This is a genomic window from Acidovorax bellezanensis, assembly GCF_025421555.1.
In the GTDB taxonomy this organism is placed as follows: Bacteria; Pseudomonadota; Gammaproteobacteria; order Burkholderiales; family Burkholderiaceae_C; genus Comamonas; species Comamonas bellezanensis.
Genome location: NZ_JAODYH010000004.1, coordinates 35409 through 50357, shown reverse-complemented (window position 1 = coordinate 50357; position 14949 = coordinate 35409). Strand labels below are relative to the sequence as shown.

17 protein-coding genes are annotated in these 14949 nt (G+C 66.2%); 14 read left to right on the top strand and 3 right to left on the bottom strand.

The features are described from left to right. Positions 1-41 precede the first annotated feature (41 nt). From N0K08_RS08410 to N0K08_RS08400, 3 genes are all read right to left on the bottom strand, one after another. Positions 42-1055: a zinc-dependent alcohol dehydrogenase family protein gene (locus N0K08_RS08410; RefSeq protein WP_261499755.1), complete on the bottom strand. Its 1014-nt coding sequence runs from the start codon at positions 1053-1055 to the stop codon at positions 42-44. A gap of 35 nt (positions 1056-1090) precedes the next feature. Beyond that, positions 1091-1792, bottom strand: coding sequence for an SDR family NAD(P)-dependent oxidoreductase (locus N0K08_RS08405; protein WP_261499754.1), 702 nt, complete (start codon positions 1790-1792; stop codon positions 1091-1093). Between the two features lie 74 nt (positions 1793-1866). Then, positions 1867-2373: a MarR family winged helix-turn-helix transcriptional regulator gene (locus tag N0K08_RS08400; protein ID WP_261499753.1), complete on the bottom strand. Its 507-nt coding sequence runs from the start codon at positions 2371-2373 to the stop codon at positions 1867-1869. 125 nt (positions 2374-2498) lie between these two features. Between N0K08_RS08400 and badH the strand changes: the two genes are divergently transcribed. The 14 genes from badH to N0K08_RS08330 all read left to right on the top strand — a co-directional run bounded on the left by badH (position 2499) and on the right by N0K08_RS08330 (position 14937). Continuing rightward, positions 2499-3266, top strand: a complete 768-nt coding sequence (gene badH / locus N0K08_RS08395; RefSeq protein ID WP_261499752.1) for a 2-hydroxycyclohexanecarboxyl-CoA dehydrogenase — start codon at positions 2499-2501, stop codon at positions 3264-3266. Between the two features lie 41 nt (positions 3267-3307). Next, complete coding sequence (gene badI / locus N0K08_RS08390; protein ID WP_261499751.1) at positions 3308-4090, top strand: 2-ketocyclohexanecarboxyl-CoA hydrolase; 783 nt, start codon at positions 3308-3310, stop codon at positions 4088-4090. Positions 4091-4107: 17 nt separating this feature from the next. Beyond that, on the top strand, positions 4108-5265 hold the full coding sequence (gene aliB, locus N0K08_RS08385) for a cyclohexanecarboxyl-CoA dehydrogenase (protein WP_261499750.1): 1158 nt from the start codon (positions 4108-4110) through the stop codon (positions 5263-5265). A gap of 36 nt (positions 5266-5301) precedes the next feature. Further along, the gene (aliA, locus tag N0K08_RS08380; protein WP_261499748.1) at positions 5302-6939 is read left to right on the top strand and encodes a cyclohexanecarboxylate-CoA ligase; all 1638 of its coding nucleotides are present in this window, start codon (positions 5302-5304) and stop codon (positions 6937-6939) included. 149 nt (positions 6940-7088) lie between these two features. Continuing rightward, positions 7089-7802, top strand: coding sequence for an RNA polymerase sigma factor (locus N0K08_RS08375; protein WP_261499747.1), 714 nt, complete (start codon positions 7089-7091; stop codon positions 7800-7802). Positions 7803-7819: 17 nt separating this feature from the next. Further along, the gene (locus tag N0K08_RS08370) at positions 7820-8389 is read left to right on the top strand and encodes a ferritin-like domain-containing protein (RefSeq protein ID WP_261499746.1); all 570 of its coding nucleotides are present in this window, start codon (positions 7820-7822) and stop codon (positions 8387-8389) included. Beyond that, positions 8386-8772 (top strand): c-type cytochrome, encoded by a 387-nt coding sequence (locus N0K08_RS08365; RefSeq protein WP_261499745.1) that lies wholly within the window; start codon positions 8386-8388, stop codon positions 8770-8772. The genes N0K08_RS08370 and N0K08_RS08365 overlap by 4 nt, the downstream gene beginning before the upstream one ends. Positions 8773-9027: 255 nt before the next feature. Beyond that, positions 9028-9600: a TRAP transporter small permease gene (locus tag N0K08_RS08360; RefSeq protein ID WP_261499743.1), complete on the top strand. Its 573-nt coding sequence runs from the start codon at positions 9028-9030 to the stop codon at positions 9598-9600. Positions 9601-9627: 27 nt separating this feature from the next. Beyond that, entirely contained in the window at positions 9628-10908 is a 1281-nt protein-coding gene (locus N0K08_RS08355) for a TRAP transporter large permease subunit (RefSeq protein WP_261499741.1), read from the top strand. Positions 10909-10918: 10 nt separating this feature from the next. Continuing rightward, positions 10919-11578: a GntR family transcriptional regulator gene (locus N0K08_RS08350; protein ID WP_261499739.1), complete on the top strand. Its 660-nt coding sequence runs from the start codon at positions 10919-10921 to the stop codon at positions 11576-11578. 45 nt (positions 11579-11623) lie between these two features. Beyond that, the gene (locus N0K08_RS08345) at positions 11624-12514 is read left to right on the top strand and encodes a fumarylacetoacetate hydrolase family protein (protein ID WP_261499737.1); all 891 of its coding nucleotides are present in this window, start codon (positions 11624-11626) and stop codon (positions 12512-12514) included. 66 nt (positions 12515-12580) lie between these two features. Continuing rightward, positions 12581-12982 carry a cupin domain-containing protein gene (locus N0K08_RS08340; protein ID WP_261499735.1) on the top strand — a complete coding sequence of 134 codons (402 nt, stop codon included), beginning with the start codon at positions 12581-12583 and terminating at the stop codon, positions 12980-12982. 36 nt (positions 12983-13018) lie between these two features. Beyond that, positions 13019-14056, top strand: coding sequence for a TRAP transporter substrate-binding protein (locus tag N0K08_RS08335; RefSeq protein ID WP_261499734.1), 1038 nt, complete (start codon positions 13019-13021; stop codon positions 14054-14056). A gap of 104 nt (positions 14057-14160) precedes the next feature. Then, positions 14161-14937, top strand: a complete 777-nt coding sequence (locus N0K08_RS08330) for an SDR family oxidoreductase (protein ID WP_261499733.1) — start codon at positions 14161-14163, stop codon at positions 14935-14937. Positions 14938-14949 lie beyond the last annotated feature (12 nt).

Below are 14949 nucleotides of genomic sequence, written 5' to 3'. Positions count from 1 at the left end.
GGGTCAAGCGCTTTGTGCGGCCCCTTTCGCGCCGGCCCGGCTCAATACTCCAGCACGATCTTGCCGAAATGCTGGTTGCTTTCCTGGTGGCGGAAAGCATCGCCCATGGCGTCGAGCGCGAAGCTGCGGTCCAGCACGGGCTTGACGCCGGTGCTGTTCAAGGCGCGGACCAGGTCCAGCTGGTCGCGCCGGCTGCCCACCAGCAGGCCCGTGAGGCGCAGCTGCTTGCGCAGGATGTTGGCCACCATCACATTGCCGGACAGGCCGCCCAGAATGCCGATCACCGCGATGTGGCCGCCGGGGCGCGCGGCCAGCATGGACTGGTCCAGGGTGTTGGCACCGCCCACGTCGATCACATGGTCCACGCCGCCGCCGGAGATTTCCGCGGCGGTCTGGCCCCATTGGGCGTTGCTGCGGTAATTGATCACGTGGTCGGCGCCCAGGGCCGTGAGGCGCTCCATCTTGGCGTCGGAGGACGAGGTGGCGATCACCGTGGCGCCCGCGGCCTTGGCCAGTTGCAGCGCAAAAATCGACACGCCGCCCGTGCCCTGCACCAGCACCGTGGCGCCGGGCTTCATGGCGCCGTCGGTGTACAGCGCGCGCCAGGAGGTCACGCCGGCGGTGGTCAGCGTCGCGGCTTCGGCATGGCTGTAGCCTTTGGGTGCGTGCGTGAAGTAGCTGACCGGGGCCGTGACGGCGTCGCGCGCGTAGCCGTCGATGCCGTCGCCGGGCGTGGTGGCAAAGCCGGAAATGCGCGGCGGGCCGTCGATCCAGCCGGGGTAGAAGGTGCTGACCACGCGGTCGCCGATGGCAAATTCGCTGACGCCGTCGCCTACGGCCGTCACTTCGCCCGCGCCGTCGGCCATGGGAATGCGGCGGTCGACGCTGAGCTTGGCGCGGCCGGCGACCACGGCGTAGTCATGGAAGTTGAGCGAGCTTGCCAGCAGGCGCACGGTGATCTGGCCGGCGGCGGGGGCGGGTGTGTCCACGGTGCCCTGCTCGATGCGGTCCAGGCCGCCGGGGGCGTTGACGAAGATGGCGCGGGTAGAGGTCATGAAGATACTTTCAGCAAACAGTGAATGGGCTGGGTTCAGGGCTTGTGGCCCACCGTGACGGGCAGCGCAGCGCCTGTCACGGCCGCGGAGGCTTGGCCCAGGAAGAACAGCACCACCTGCGCCAGATCGGCGGGGCGCACCCAGCCGCTGGTGTCGGCGCCGGGCATGTCGCGGCGGTTTTGCGGCGTGTCGATGATGCTGGGCAGTACGGCGTTGACGTTGATTCCCGCGTCGGCGAGTTCCGCGGCCAGCGCCTCCGTCAATTTGAGCACGCCGGCCTTGGAGGCGGCGTAGGCGCCCATGCCGGCGGTGGCGTGGAGCGCGGCTGTCGCCGCGACATTGACGATGCGCGCCTGAGGCCGGGCGCGCAGATGGGGCAGGGCGGCGCGCGTGGCGAGCACGGCGGTCTTGAGGTTCATGTCGAACATCCGCTCCCAGGCTTCGAAGGCATCGCCTTCCACGGTCTGCCACTGAAAGCCGCCGGCCACGTTCACCAGCGCGTCCACGCCGCCGAGTTCGTCGGCCGCACGCTGCAGCGCGGCGTTCGCGGATTGCGGGTCGGTCAGGTCGACGTTGGCGATGACCAGGGCCTTGTCCGGCGCTGGCGCCTGCGCCGCGCCATGGCCGAGCAGGCAGACGCGCGCGCCGGCCTGCGCCGCCGCGCTGGCGATGGCCTGGCCCAGGACGCCGAAAGCGCCGGTGATGACGATGTTCTTGGAGTGCAGTTCTTGTGCCATGGTGATTCGATGGTGGGCCGCCAGTGCGGTCAAGGTCCTTGGCGGCGCTGGGCGGCAAGCCGGGGTGCGGTTTGTCAGTCGCCTGCCGAAGCGGGCTCTTTGTCGTTGTCCAGACGCTTCATATTCTCCAGCAACTTGAGCAGGTAGTGCAGCGTATGGGTGAGGTCGTTGCTGGAAAAGCCGTCCAGCGCCTGCTCGTAATAGTCGTGGATCTTGGGTTGCGCCAGCCGGGTCCAGACATCGCGGCCTGAGTCCGTCATCGTCACCAGGCGTGAGCGGCGGTCGCGCCCATCGGGGGCCGAGCCTATATGGCCGGCGCTTTCCATGCGGCTGATCAGCCCCGACAGGTTCTGGCGACTCACCATCAGGTAGCGCGCCAGGTCCCCGACGCTCATGCCGCCTTCGGCATCCGGGCGCGACAAGGCGCCCAGCACCGCCCACTGCTGCGTGGTGAGGCCTTCGGCTTCCACGGCGCGCGTCCCTGTTTTATGCAACATGTTTGCACATTGATAGAGGCGAAAAAACACCCTGTTGGCCAGGTCTGCACGCGCGGAAGTACTCAGTTCACTAGGGTTAACCATAAAAATCCTGCAGAAATATGCGCTTGCTCTTGAAAGCGGCGTGACCTAATATACGTAAATGTATTGACGTAATTTGCCGGTCGATGCAGCAAGCATACCAACCTCAATGGCGCATGGAGAAAAGCATGGGAAAACTGGAAAACAAGACGGTCATCGTGACGGGCGGTGGTGGCGGCATCGGTGGGGCGACCTGCCGGCGCTTTGCCGCGGAAGGCGCCAAGGTCGCGGTGTTCGACATGAACCTTGAAGCCGCCCAGCGCGTGGTGGCCGAGATCCAGGCCGCGGGCGGCACGGCGCAGGCCTTCCGGTGCAACATCACGGACCGCGCCGAAGTCGATGCCGCCGTGGCGGCCGCGCAAGCGGCGCTGGGGCCCATCGCCGTGCTGGTGAACAACGCCGGCTGGGACGTGTTCAAGCCTTTCCTCAAGACCGTGCCGGCCGAGTGGGAGCAACTGATCGCCATCAACCTGACGGGCGCGCTGCACATGCACCACGCCGTGCTGCCGGGCATGGCCGAGCGCAAGTACGGCCGCATCGTGAACGTGGCATCCGATGCGGCGCGCGGCGGCTCCTCCGGCGAGGCCGTCTATGCGGCCTGCAAGGGCGGCCTGGTCGCCCTGTCCAAGACCCTGGCACGGGAACACGCCCGCCAGGGAATCAGCGTCAACGTGGTCTGCCCCGGCCCCACCGATACCGCCTTGCTGGCGGATGTGGTTGACGGCGCGCGTGACCCGGCCAAGCTCATCGAGGCGTTCAAGAACGCCATTCCCATGGGCCGCCTGGGCCAGCCCGACGATCTGGCCGGCGCCATTGTTTTCTTCGGCAGCGACGACGCCGCCTTCATCACCGGCCAGGTCATCAGCGTGTCGGGCGGCCTGACGATGCACGGCTGATCGGCCGCACTTTCTTTCCACCCTGACGAAAAGAGAACAGCATGCAATTCGAAGACATTCTTTACGAAGTACGCAACGGCGTGGCCTGGATCACCATCAACCGCCCCGAGAAGATGAACGCCTTTCGCGGCACGACCTGCGATGAATTGATCAAGGCGCTGAACAAGGCCGGCTACGACCGGAGCGTGGGCGCCATCGTGCTGGCCGGCGCGGGCGAGAAAGCATTTTGCACCGGCGGCGACCAGTCGGCCCATGACGGCAACTACGACGGGCGCGGCACCATAGGCTTGCCCATGGAAGAGCTGCACGACGCCATCCGCAACGTGCCCAAGCCCGTGATTGCCCGCGTGCAGGGCTTTGCCATCGGCGGCGGCAACGTGCTGTGCACCATCTGCGATCTGACGATCTGCTCGGACAAGGCCCAGTTCGGTCAGGTCGGCCCCAAGATGGGCTCGGTCGATCCGGGCTACGGCACGGCTTTTCTGGCCCGCGTGGTCGGCGAGAAGAAAGCCCGTGAGATCTGGTACCTGAACCGCCGCTACTCCGGTACAGAGGCCGTGGCCATGGGCCTGGCCAACGTCTGCGTGCCGCACGAGCAGCTCGACGCCGAAGTGCAGAAGTGGGGCGAGGAAATCTGCGAGCGCAGCCCCACGGCCCTGGCGATCGCCAAGCGCAGCTTCAACGCCGACACCGCCCACCAGGCCGGCATTGCGGGCCTGGGCATGTACGCGCTCAAGCTGTATTACGACACCGAGGAGTCGCGCGAAGGCGTCAATGCGCTGAAGGAAAAGCGCAAGCCCGATTTCCGCAAGCACGCCAAGTAAGCCCCTGGAGACCCGCGATGAATCCCAACCCCTATATCGACGAAGACCTGCAGGCGCTGGCCGAGCACGCGCGCCGCTTTGCCACCCAACGTGTCGCACCCGGTTTTCTGGCGCGCGACCAGACCCGTGTTCTGGACCGCACGCTGCTGCGCGAGATGGGTGAACTTGGGTTCATCTGTCCCGAGCTGCCCGAAGCCTTCGGCGGCCTGGGGCTGGGCTGCCTGGCCGCGGGCGTGATCCACGAGGAAATCGCCCGGGCCGACCTGAGCATTTCCTATCTGAACCTGCTGGCGTCATTGAACGGACAGATCCTGTCCCAGCATGGCCAGCCCGAGATCGTCGGCCCCTGGCTGAAGAAGCTCACCCGGGGTGAAGCCATTTGCGCCATCGCCCTGACCGAGCCGCGCGGCGGCTCCGACGCGGCCAATCTGCGCCTGCGCATCGTGCGCGACGGCGACTTCTACGTCATCAACGGCGAGAAGACGTCGATTTCGGCGGCCGACCAGGCCGACATCACGGTGGTGTTCGGCCGCACGGGTTCACCCGAGGACGGCGCCCACGGCGTGACCGCGCTGCTGGTGCCCATGGACTTGCCCGGCTTGACGACCAACCGCTTCGACTGCCACGGCCAGCGCGCCATCGGCCGCGGCTCCATCTTCTTCGAGAACGTGCGCGTGCCCGTCAGCCACCGGCTGGGCGAAGAGAACAAGGGCTTTGTGCAAGTCATGCAGGGCTTTGATTTCTCGCGCTCGCTGATCGGCCTGCAGGTGCTGGCCGTCGCCCGCGCGGCCCTGGATGAGACCTGGGAATACATCACCCAGCGCCAGGCCTTCGGCCAGCCCCTGTCGGCTTTCCAGGGCGTGACGCATCCGCTGGCCCAGTTCGACACCGAAGTCGAAGGTGCGCGCCTGCTGTGCCTGCAAGGCCTGTGGCTCAAGGACCAGGGTCTGCCGCACTCGGCGGAAGCCGGCATGGCCAAGTGGTGGGGGCCCAAGCTGGCCTACGACACCATCCACCAGTGCCTGCTGTGCTTCGGCCACGGCGGCTATGACCGGGGTCTGATGGAGCAACGCCTGCGCGATGTGCTGGGCTTCCAGATCGGCGACGGCACGGCCCAGATCATGAAAACCGTGATTGCTCGCGTACGCGCCGGACGCAAGTTCGTGCCCGCCTGACGGCGTGATCGACAAAAAATACCAGGAGACAAGCGCATGGAATTCGACCCCGTCCTGATCGCGCCCCGCCGGGCGCACAGCGTAGCCCAGGGCTTTTGGCACGACCGCACCATCAACGACGACCTGGACGCCTGCGTGGCCAGTTGCCCGGACCAGATGGCGCTGACCGCACTGCGGGCGGAAAGCGGCGAGACCACACGCTTCACCTACCGCGAGCTCGCCACCATGGTGGACCGCGTGGCTGTCGGCCTGAGCCGCCTGGGCGTGGGGCACAACGATGTGGTGGCCTGCCAGCTGCCCAACTGGTGGCAGTTCAGCGTCATCTACCTGGCCTGCTCGCGCATAGGCGCGGTGATGAATCCGCTGATGCACATCTTCCGCGAGCGCGAGCTGTCCTTCATGCTCCAGCATGGCGAGGCCAAGGTGCTGATCGTGCCCCAGCGCTTTCGCGGTTTCGACTTCGAGAAGATGGCCGCGGCGCTGCAGCCCGATCTGCCCTGCCTCAAGCACCTGGTCGTCGTCGACGGCGCGGGGGCCAACAGCTTCGAGGCGCTGCTCAGCGGCCCGGCGTGGGAGAAGGCGCCGGACGCCCAGACCCTTTTGACGCGCCACCGGCCCGGCCCCGATAACGTGACGCAACTGCTGTACACCTCGGGCACCACTGGCGAGCCCAAGGGGGTGATGCAGACCGCCAATACCACCATGGCCAACATCATTCCCTACGCCCGGCGCCTGCACCTGGGTGCGGACGACGTGGTGTTGATGGCTTCGCCCATGGCCCACCAGACCGGTTTCATGTATGGCCTGATGATGCCCATCATGCTGCGCGCCAGCGCCGTGCTGCTCGACATCTGGGAGCCGCTCAAGGGCATAGACCTGATCCGCCACGAAGGGGTGACTTTCACCATGGCCTCGACGCCCTTTCTGACCGACCTGGCGCGCGGCGTGGACGAATCGGGCCTGGCTGTGCCGACGCTGCGCACTTTTGTGTGCGCGGGCGCCCCCATTCCGGGCGCGCTGGTCGAGCACGCCCGGCGGGTGCTGGGCAGCAAGATCATCTCGGCCTGGGGCATGACGGAAAGCGGCGCCGTGACCCTGATCCAGCCGGACGATGACGACCAGCGCGCCGTCACCACCGATGGCTGTCCGCTGCCGGGCGTGGAACTCAAGGTGGTCGACGCCGATGGCAGCGCGCTGCCTGCGGGACAGGCCGGCAAGCTGCTGCTGCGCTCCTGCTCCAACTTCGGCGGCTACCTGAAACGCCCGCAGCTCAATGCCACCGATGCCGACGGCTGGTTCGATACCGGCGATCTGGCGCAGCTGGACGCGCAGGGCTATGTGCGCATCACCGGCCGCAGCAAGGATGTGATCATTCGCGGCGGCGAGAACATTCCGGTGGTGGAGATCGAAGCCCTGCTGTACCGGCATCCGGCCATCGCCATGGCGGCCATCGTCGCCTACCCGGACGAGCGCCTGGGCGAGCGCGCCTGCGCCGTGGTGGTCGTGAAGCCGGGCCAGCACATCGACCTGCCGACCATCGTCGAGTTCCTGAAGTCCCAGAAAGTCGCCATGCAGTACATGCCCGAGCGCCTCATCGTGCGTGAGGCCATGCCGTCCACGCCCACTGGAAAGATCCAGAAGTTCAAGCTGCGGGAACTGCTGCTCGCGCCATGAAGGAGCGGCGGGGGCGCGGGGATGGGGCGAGGTCCGTTCTCGCCCCGCGCTGACGGCCGCCGTGCCGGGTGCCCATCCTCGGCGTGGGGGTTTGGGCGTCGCCGGAACGTGGCGCATCCTGGCGCCATCCAATGGACAGGACACACGCCATGCACTCCTCCAGCCAACCCTCAGCCGTACCGTCCGACGCCACGCCCGACGCCGAGCTGGCGCTGCGTGCCGCCCAGGGCGACGCCGGCGCTTTCGAGCGCATCATGCGCCGCCACAACCGGCTGCTGTTCCGCACGGCGCGCAGCATTCTGAAAAGCGATGCCGAAACCGAGGAGGCGGTGCAGGAAAGCTATCTGCGCGCCTGGCGTGCGCTGGGCAGTTTCCGGGACGACGCCAAGCTCTCCACCTGGCTGGTGCGCATCGTCATCAACGAGGCGCTTGGGCGGGTGCGCCGCCATGCGGGCCAGGTGATTGCATTCGACACCGGCCAGACCCTGGACGGGCCATCCGCGGAGGATTTGATGCCAGCCGATCCCGACGAGCGCCCCGACCGCCTGGCCGCCCGCGCCGAAATGCGCCGGCTGGTGGAGCGGCGCATCGATGCCTTGCCCGAAGCCTTTCGCACGGTGTTCGTGCTGCGCGCGGTGCAGGAGATGTCGGTCGAAGAAGTGGCGGCCGCCGTGGGCATTCCCGAGGCCACGGTGCGCACGCGCTTTTTTCGCGCCCGCAGCCTGCTGCGCGAGAGCCTGTCGCGCGACATGGACTTCGCCATGGAAGACGCTTTTTCGTTTGCCGGAGCGCGCTGCGACCGCATCGTGGCGCGCGTGCTGGCGGACATCACGCCGGGGGCCAGCGCGCCGCCCGTTTCTTGACCCACCAGGAGACTGCCATGTCCTTCTTCCAAATGACCAGCCCCGCGTCCGCGCGGCGAATGTTTCTGGGCCAGTCCGGCCTGGTGCTGTCGGGAGCGGCCGTTGCGCTGCTGTCGGGCAACGAGGCGCTCGCGGCCAAGGCCGGCGGGCACAAGGCGGACGACGCACGGATTCTCAACACCGCGCTGGGCGCCGAGCTCGAAGCGATTGCCGCGTATCAGCTGGGCGCGGAAAGCCAGCTGCTGGAAAAACCGGTGCTGGCGCTGGCCCTGAGCTTTCAGGGCCACCACAAGCAGCATGCCGAACTGCTGGCCAAGACCGTCGAGAAACTGGGCGGCAAGCCTGTGGCGGCCAAGAGTAAGTACGACTTCCCGGTGGCGCAGCTCAAGGCCCAGGCCGATGTGCTGAAGTTCGCGGCCCAGTTGGAGCAGGGCGCTGTGAGCGCCTACCTGGGGGCCGTGCCGCTGTTCGGCAACCGCGACCTGGCCAAGGCGGCGGCGAGCATCCTGGGCGACGAGGCCATGCACTGGGCCGTGCTGCGCCAGGCCCTGGGCGAAGTCGCCGTGCCCTCGGCCTTCATGTCATGACTGCCGCGCGAGGGCTGCTCGCCGCCATGGCCTTGGGCGCGGCGGCATCGGCTGCCACTGCGGCGCCTGATGTCCTGCGCGGAGAGCAGATCTACGTGCGCTGCATGGCCTGCCATGCACTGGCCAGCGACCGTGTGGGGCCGCGCCACTGCGGCCTGCTGGGGCGGCGCGCGGGCAGCGTGCCGGGCTTTGACTATTCGCCGGCGATGAAGAATTCCAAGCTGGTCTGGGACGAAAAAACGCTGGACCTGTTCATCAAGGCCCCGACCCAGTTCGTGCCCGGCACGGCCATGACCTACGACGGCGTAGCCGATGCGGGGGAGCGCCAGGACTTGATCGCCTACCTGAAGAAGGCCGGGCAGTCGGACGCCTGCAAGCCTTGAACGCCGGGCGCGGCACCTGAAAACAGCTTCTGGCGTGTCGGCGCGCCAGAAGCTGTTTTTCGTTGGAGTGCCGGGCCTGTGCAGTGAACGGCGCGGAAAAGCGCAGAAAACCCGGCAACTGGTGAAAACCCTAGGTGATTTTGCGGCCTGGGATGGATAGTCTGTGCACTAGAATTCAGTTTTGCATACAAAACAGATAATTGCATACCTAAGTCTGTTGGTGTATCCGCTGACGGCTAAGCCAAAGGATGGTCCATGAACCGCTTGTTGAATCGTTATTGCCGGGCCTTGGAGGCCGTGTGTGCGCTGCTCATGGCCGCCATGGTGTTTCTGGTGTTTGGGAATGTGGTGCTGCGCTACTTCTTCAGCACCGGTCTGCTGCTTTCCGAAGAGCTGTCGCGCTGGATGTTTGTCTGGATGGTGTTCATGGGCGCCGTGGTGGTGATGCGTGAGCGCGGCCACATGGGCACCGACATGGTGGTGGTGCGCCTGCCGGCATGGGCGCAGCGCCTGTGCCTGGTGGTGGCGCAGATCGTCATGCTCTACATCACCTGGCTGATGCTCGACGGCAGCTGGAGCCAGGTGGCGGTGAACCGGGAGACGGAAGCGCCGGTCAGCGGCCTGTCGGTCGGCATCTTCTACTTTGCCGGCGTGCTGTTTGCCCTGTCCACGGCCGTGATCCTGCTGCACCAGCTGTGGCTCACGGTGAGCGGCCAGCTGTCCGACCAGGAGCTGGTCATGGTGCAGGAATCGGAAGAGATGGCCCACCTGGCCCTGCCGCCAGAGGCCGATGACCCGGCGCCGGGCACTTCCCACGGCCAGCGTTGAGCACTTCCAGACATACCGGAGACATAAATGACCGTGTTGATTTTCGTCGGCGCACTGCTGGGGGCCATGGCCATAGGCATGCCCATCGCGTACGCGCTGCTGTTCTCGGGCCTGGCCCTGATGCTGCATCTGGACCTGTTCGATGCCCAGATCCTGGCGCAAAACGTCATCAATGGCGCGGACAGCTTCCCGCTGCTGGCCGTGCCTTTCTTCATGCTGGCCGGCGAGATCATGAACGTCGGCGGCCTGTCCAAGCGCATCGTCCATCTGGCGATCACCCTGGTCGGGCACATGCGTGGCGGCCTGGGCTTCGTGGCCATCATCGCCGCCTGCCTGATGGCGGCGCTGTCGGGCTCGGCCGTGGCCGATACCGCGGCGCTGGCTGCCTTGCTGCTGCCCATGATGGTCAAGGCCGGGCATGACAAGGCGCGTGCCGGCGGCCTGATCGCCTCGGCGGGCATCATCGCGCCCATCATCCCGCCTTCCATCGGCTTTGTGGTGTTCGGCGTGGCCGCCAACGTGTCCATCGGCAAGCTGTTCATGGCGGGCATCGTGCCGGGCCTGTTGATGGGCGTGTCCATCGCCATCGCCTGGTGGATCGTCGCCTCCCGCGAGAACGTCAGCCTGCCGCCCGTCTCCACGACGCGCGAGAAGCTGCAGGCGTTCAAGGACTCGCTGTGGGCCCTGGGCCTGCCCGTGATCGTCTTGTTCGGCCTGAAATTCGGCATCTTCACGCCCACCGAAGCGGCCGTGGTGGCCGCGGTCTATGCGCTCTTCGTGGCCATGGTGGTCTACCGCGAAATCAATCTGCGCCAGCTGTACGCGGTGTTCGTCACGGCGGCCAAGATCACCTCCGTGATCATGTTCCTGGTGGCGGCCTCCATGGTCTCGGCCTGGCTGATCACGGTGGCGGAAATCCCGGACCAGATCATTGCCCTGCTCGAACCGCTGCTGGACAGCCCCACGCTGCTGCTGATTGCCATCATGGTGCTGGTGATGGTGGTGGGCACGGCCATGGACATGATGCCCACCATCCTGATTCTCACCCCCGTGCTCATGCCGGTGATCAAGGAGGCCGGCATCGACCCGGTGTACTTCGGCGTGCTGTTCATCATGAACAACGCCATCGGCCTGGTCACGCCGCCCGTGGGCTCGGTGCTCAACGTGGTGGCCGGTGTGGGCAAGATGCGCCTGGACGACGTGGCCAAGGGCGTGATTCCCTTCATGATCGCCCAGTTCATCGTCATGTTCCTGCTGGTGTTCTTCCCAGCCATCGTGATGGTGCCCCTGAACTTTTTGACGAAATGATTTTGCAGCCATGAGCACCAAGCTTTCCGCCAAGCCCACGAGCCAGGGCGTACTCGAAGCCGTGAGCGCCCATTTGAACGCGCTGCGTTCAGAGATCACCGAGCCCATCCGGGTGCGCGAGGAAGACCTGGCCCACCAGCTGGGTGTGAGCCGCACGCCGGTGCGTGAAGCGCTGATCCGCCTGGACAGCACCGGGCTGATCAGCCTGCGCCCCGGGCGCGGCGCCTTGCTGCAACCGGTGAGCGACCGCGATTACCTGGAGTGGCTGCAGTTGCGCGAGCAACTCGAAGGCTTCGCCGCGCGCGAGGCCGCGCTCAACGCCTCGCAGCGCGACGTGATGGTCTTGAAGGCGATCTTCGAGCCGTTTCTCGAACCCGGCGTGGCCGAGGCCCAGCCCAAGGAATATGCGCAGGCCAACGTCGCCTTCCATACCGAAGTGATTCGCCTGGCCAACAACCACCTGCTGGAGCGCGTGTGGGCCTCGTTCGGCCACCGCCAGACCAGCTACCGCCGCCAGACCATTGCGCGCCTGCACCGCAGCGCCGATTCGCTGCGCGAACACCTGGCCATCATCGCCGCCATCGAGCAGCGTGATGCCGACCAGGCCGAAGCCTTGGCGCGCGCCCATGTGCGCGCCTTGCACGTGGCGGTGGAACACAAAGCCTCGTAAGAAGCTCGACGCCAGCGCACGCTATTCCAACACTGAAGAGTCCGCATGAAATTCCTGAACTTTCTCCATGCCCAAGGTCCTCGACTGGGTGTCCTGCTGGATGACGACAACATCCTGGACCTGACGGCCGTCTGGCCGGCCGAGCCAGCCCCCGCGTCGGTGGACGAGCTCATCGCCGGCGGTGATGCGGCGCTGGCGCTGGCGCGCCAGGCCATCGCGGCGCCAGGCCATGCGCTGCTGGCCTATGCGGACACCACCATCTTGCCGCCCGTGGCACCCACGGGACGCAATATCTTCAATGTGGGCCGCAACTACCGTGACCACATCATCGAAGGCAATCTGGCCAACGGCCGGCCGGCCGACGCCTTTCCGCCGGCCATCGAGTTCTTCACCAAGCCGCGCACGGCCCTGGTGGGCCACCGCGGAAACGTACTGCGCCACGCGGCGCTGACCGACAGCCTGGACTATGAAGTCGAGCTGGCGATCGTGATCGGCAAGGGCGGGCGCGACATTGCGCCGGAGCAGGCGCATGCCCATGTGTTTGGCTACACCATCCTCAACGACGTGACCGCGCGCGACCTGCAGCGCCTGCACGGCCAGTGGTTCAAGGGCAAGGGCCTGGACACCAGCTGCCCGCTGGGGCCGGTGGTGGTGCATGCGAGCGCCATCGCCAATCCCGATGCGCTGGCCCTGGAACTGGACGTGGATGGCGAACAGCGCCAGAGCGACAACACCAGCGACATGCTGTTCAACGTGGCCGCGATCATCGCCCAGCTGTCGGCCGGCATGACGCTGCTGTCGGGCGATGTCATCGCCACCGGCACACCCAAGGGCGTGGGCTTTGCCATGCGCCCGCCGCGCTGCCTGCAGGTGGGCCAGACCGTGAACGCCCGCATCCAGGGCATTGGCGAGCTCAGCAACACCGTCGTCGCCTGACAGATTCCGGCCGTGCGCCCGCGCGGCCGCCTGATTGACCGCACCCGAACCCCCAAGGAGATCCCCATGGCAGTGATGACCCCCTTCTTGCCGAATGCTGAAAAGTACGGCCCCCTCGACTCGCGCAACATGGCGGTGGATGCGCTGCCGTGGAAGCCCACGCCCACGCCGGGCATCGATATGAAAGTGCTGGTCAAGGACGATGAGACCGGCCTGCTGACGGCGCTGTTCCGCTGGCAGCCGGGCACGGTGCTGGCGCTGCACGAGCATGTGGAAATCGAGCAAAGCTATGTGCTCGAAGGCGAGTTCGAGGACGACGACGGCGTCTACCCCGCCGGCAACTTCGCCTGGCGTCCCAAGGGCCACCGCCATATTGCCCGCTCCCCCAAAGGTGCCCTGGTGCTGTGCTTCTTTCTCAAGCCCAACAAGTTCCTGGGCGGAGAACTGGACGGTCAGGAACTGAAGTAAGCCCCTCTTTCCCCCTTCGATCCACAGGAGACAGACATGCAGACAAAAAAAATCACCCCCCAAGTTCGCCGCCTCAGCTTCGCCATCGCCGCCGGCCTGTTCGCGCTCACCGGCCTGCAGGCCCAGGCCGCGGACATCAAGGACCGCAAGATCAAGTTCAGCTACGCCGTGGCCAAGGACAACCCCATCGGCCTGGCGGTGGACAGGTTCTCGCAGATCGTCGCCGGCAAGAGCGGCGGCAAGCTGAAGGTGTCGGGCTTTCCCAATGCCACGCTGGGCAATGAAATCCAGTCCATGTCGTCGGCGCAGGGCGGCATCCTGGAGATGACCGTGGTGTCCACGGCCGGCGCGGCGGGCAATGTGAAGGAACTGGCGGTCTTCGATCTGCCGTTCATCTTCCGCAGCGAAAAAGAGGCCGATGCCGTGGTCGACGGTGACGTGGGCCAGTCCATGCTCAAGAAGTTCGCCGACAAGAACCTGATCGGACTGTGCTACCTGGACTACGGCTTTCGCCAGGTCACCAACAACAAGCACCCGATCAAGCGCCTGGAAGATTTCCGTGACCTGAAGATTCGCACGCTGCAAAACCGGGTCTACCTCGACATCTTCAAGGGCCTGGGCGCCACGCCGCTGCCGCTGCCTTATCCGGAAACCTATACGGCGCTGGAAACCAAGGCCATCGACGGCCAGGAAAGCGCCTATCTTGTCACCAAGTCCAGCTCCTACCAGGACATCCAGCAGTACCTGACGGAAACCCGCCACGTCTATCTGCCGGCCGTGGTGCTGGTGAGCAAGAAGTTCTGGGACAAGCTCAGCGCCGACGAGCGCGGCGTGATGGAGTCCTCGTGCAAGGAAGCGCAGACCTACCACCGCGAAGTCAGCCGCAAGATGGAAGCGGACGTGGTCAAGGATTTGATCAAGGCCGGCATGAAGTTCAACACCATCGAGCCCAAGGAGCACGCGCGCATGGTGCAGGCGACGGCACCGGTGATCGAGAAATACAAGTCCGAGCTGGGCGTGGAACTGGTCAACAAGACTCTGGCCACCATCGAGACGGCGCGCAAGGCCCCCTGAGCGCCGCTGCAGGAAGTGCGCGGGCCGCCTTCCTGCCCCTTTCCCTGAGTGCGGGCCCCAGCCGGTGAGCGCCGGGCCTGCCCGCTCGACAAAGGCTTATTGAAATGAACCGCGACTTACAAGGCCTGCGCGTCATGGTGACGGCCGGCGCTTCGGGCATTGGCCTGAGCATCGCCCAGGCGTTCGCCCATGCCGGTGCCCGCGTGCACATCAGCGATATTTCCGAAGGCGCGCTGGCCGCAGCCTTGCCGTCCTTGCCCGGCGGGGCGGGCATGTGCGCCGATGCGTCCAGCCCCGAGGCCGTGCAGGCCTGGTTCGGGCAGGCGCTGGCGGCGCTGGGCGGGCTGGATGTGCTGGTCAACAACGCCGGCATCGCCGGGCCCACGGCCCGCATCGAGGACGTCACGCCCGAACAGTGGGACCAGACCATGGCGGTCAACCTGCGCAGCCAGTACCTGTGCGTGCGCCAGGCGGTGCCCGCGCTGCGGGCCTCGCACCGGGCCAGCATCATCAATCTGAGTTCGGTGGCCGGGCGCCTGGGCTATCCGCTGCGCACGCCTTATGCCGCATCCAAGTGGGCGGTGATAGGGCTGACGCAAAGCCTGGCGCTGGAGCTGGGCGAGGACGACATCACGGTGAATGCCATTCTTCCCGGCATCGTCGACAGTGACCGCTCACGCCAGGTGACGGCCGCCAAGGCGCAGGCGCGCGGCATCAGCGAGGCCGACATGTGGAGCGACATTCTGGGCAATGTCGCGCTGCACCGCCGTGTGCCTTTGTCGGCCGTGGCGGACACCGCGCTCTTTCTCGCGTCCCTGGCCGGGCGCAGTTTCACGGGGCAGAGCCTGAACGTCTGCGCCGGCATCCAATCCTTACGTTGAAAGCAGTTCGAC

Coding starts and splice junctions, on each gene's coding strand:
- N0K08_RS08410 (WP_261499755.1), bottom strand. CDS start 1,055: ATGACCTCTACCCGCGCCATCTTCGTCAACGCCCCCGGCGGCCTGGAC.
- N0K08_RS08405 (WP_261499754.1), bottom strand. CDS start 1,792: ATGGCACAAGAACTGCACTCCAAGAACATCGTCATCACCGGCGCTTTC.
- N0K08_RS08400 (WP_261499753.1), bottom strand. CDS start 2,373: ATGGTTAACCCTAGTGAACTGAGTACTTCCGCGCGTGCAGACCTGGCC.
- badH (WP_261499752.1), top strand. CDS start 2,499: ATGGGAAAACTGGAAAACAAGACGGTCATCGTGACGGGCGGTGGTGGC.
- badI (WP_261499751.1), top strand. CDS start 3,308: ATGCAATTCGAAGACATTCTTTACGAAGTACGCAACGGCGTGGCCTGG.
- aliB (WP_261499750.1), top strand. CDS start 4,108: ATGAATCCCAACCCCTATATCGACGAAGACCTGCAGGCGCTGGCCGAG.
- aliA (WP_261499748.1), top strand. CDS start 5,302: ATGGAATTCGACCCCGTCCTGATCGCGCCCCGCCGGGCGCACAGCGTA.
- N0K08_RS08375 (WP_261499747.1), top strand. CDS start 7,089: ATGCACTCCTCCAGCCAACCCTCAGCCGTACCGTCCGACGCCACGCCC.
- N0K08_RS08370 (WP_261499746.1), top strand. CDS start 7,820: ATGTCCTTCTTCCAAATGACCAGCCCCGCGTCCGCGCGGCGAATGTTT.
- N0K08_RS08365 (WP_261499745.1), top strand. CDS start 8,386: ATGACTGCCGCGCGAGGGCTGCTCGCCGCCATGGCCTTGGGCGCGGCG.
- N0K08_RS08360 (WP_261499743.1), top strand. CDS start 9,028: ATGAACCGCTTGTTGAATCGTTATTGCCGGGCCTTGGAGGCCGTGTGT.
- N0K08_RS08355 (WP_261499741.1), top strand. CDS start 9,628: ATGACCGTGTTGATTTTCGTCGGCGCACTGCTGGGGGCCATGGCCATA.
- N0K08_RS08350 (WP_261499739.1), top strand. CDS start 10,919: ATGAGCACCAAGCTTTCCGCCAAGCCCACGAGCCAGGGCGTACTCGAA.
- N0K08_RS08345 (WP_261499737.1), top strand. CDS start 11,624: ATGAAATTCCTGAACTTTCTCCATGCCCAAGGTCCTCGACTGGGTGTC.
- N0K08_RS08340 (WP_261499735.1), top strand. CDS start 12,581: ATGGCAGTGATGACCCCCTTCTTGCCGAATGCTGAAAAGTACGGCCCC.
- N0K08_RS08335 (WP_261499734.1), top strand. CDS start 13,019: ATGCAGACAAAAAAAATCACCCCCCAAGTTCGCCGCCTCAGCTTCGCC.
- N0K08_RS08330 (WP_261499733.1), top strand. CDS start 14,161: ATGAACCGCGACTTACAAGGCCTGCGCGTCATGGTGACGGCCGGCGCT.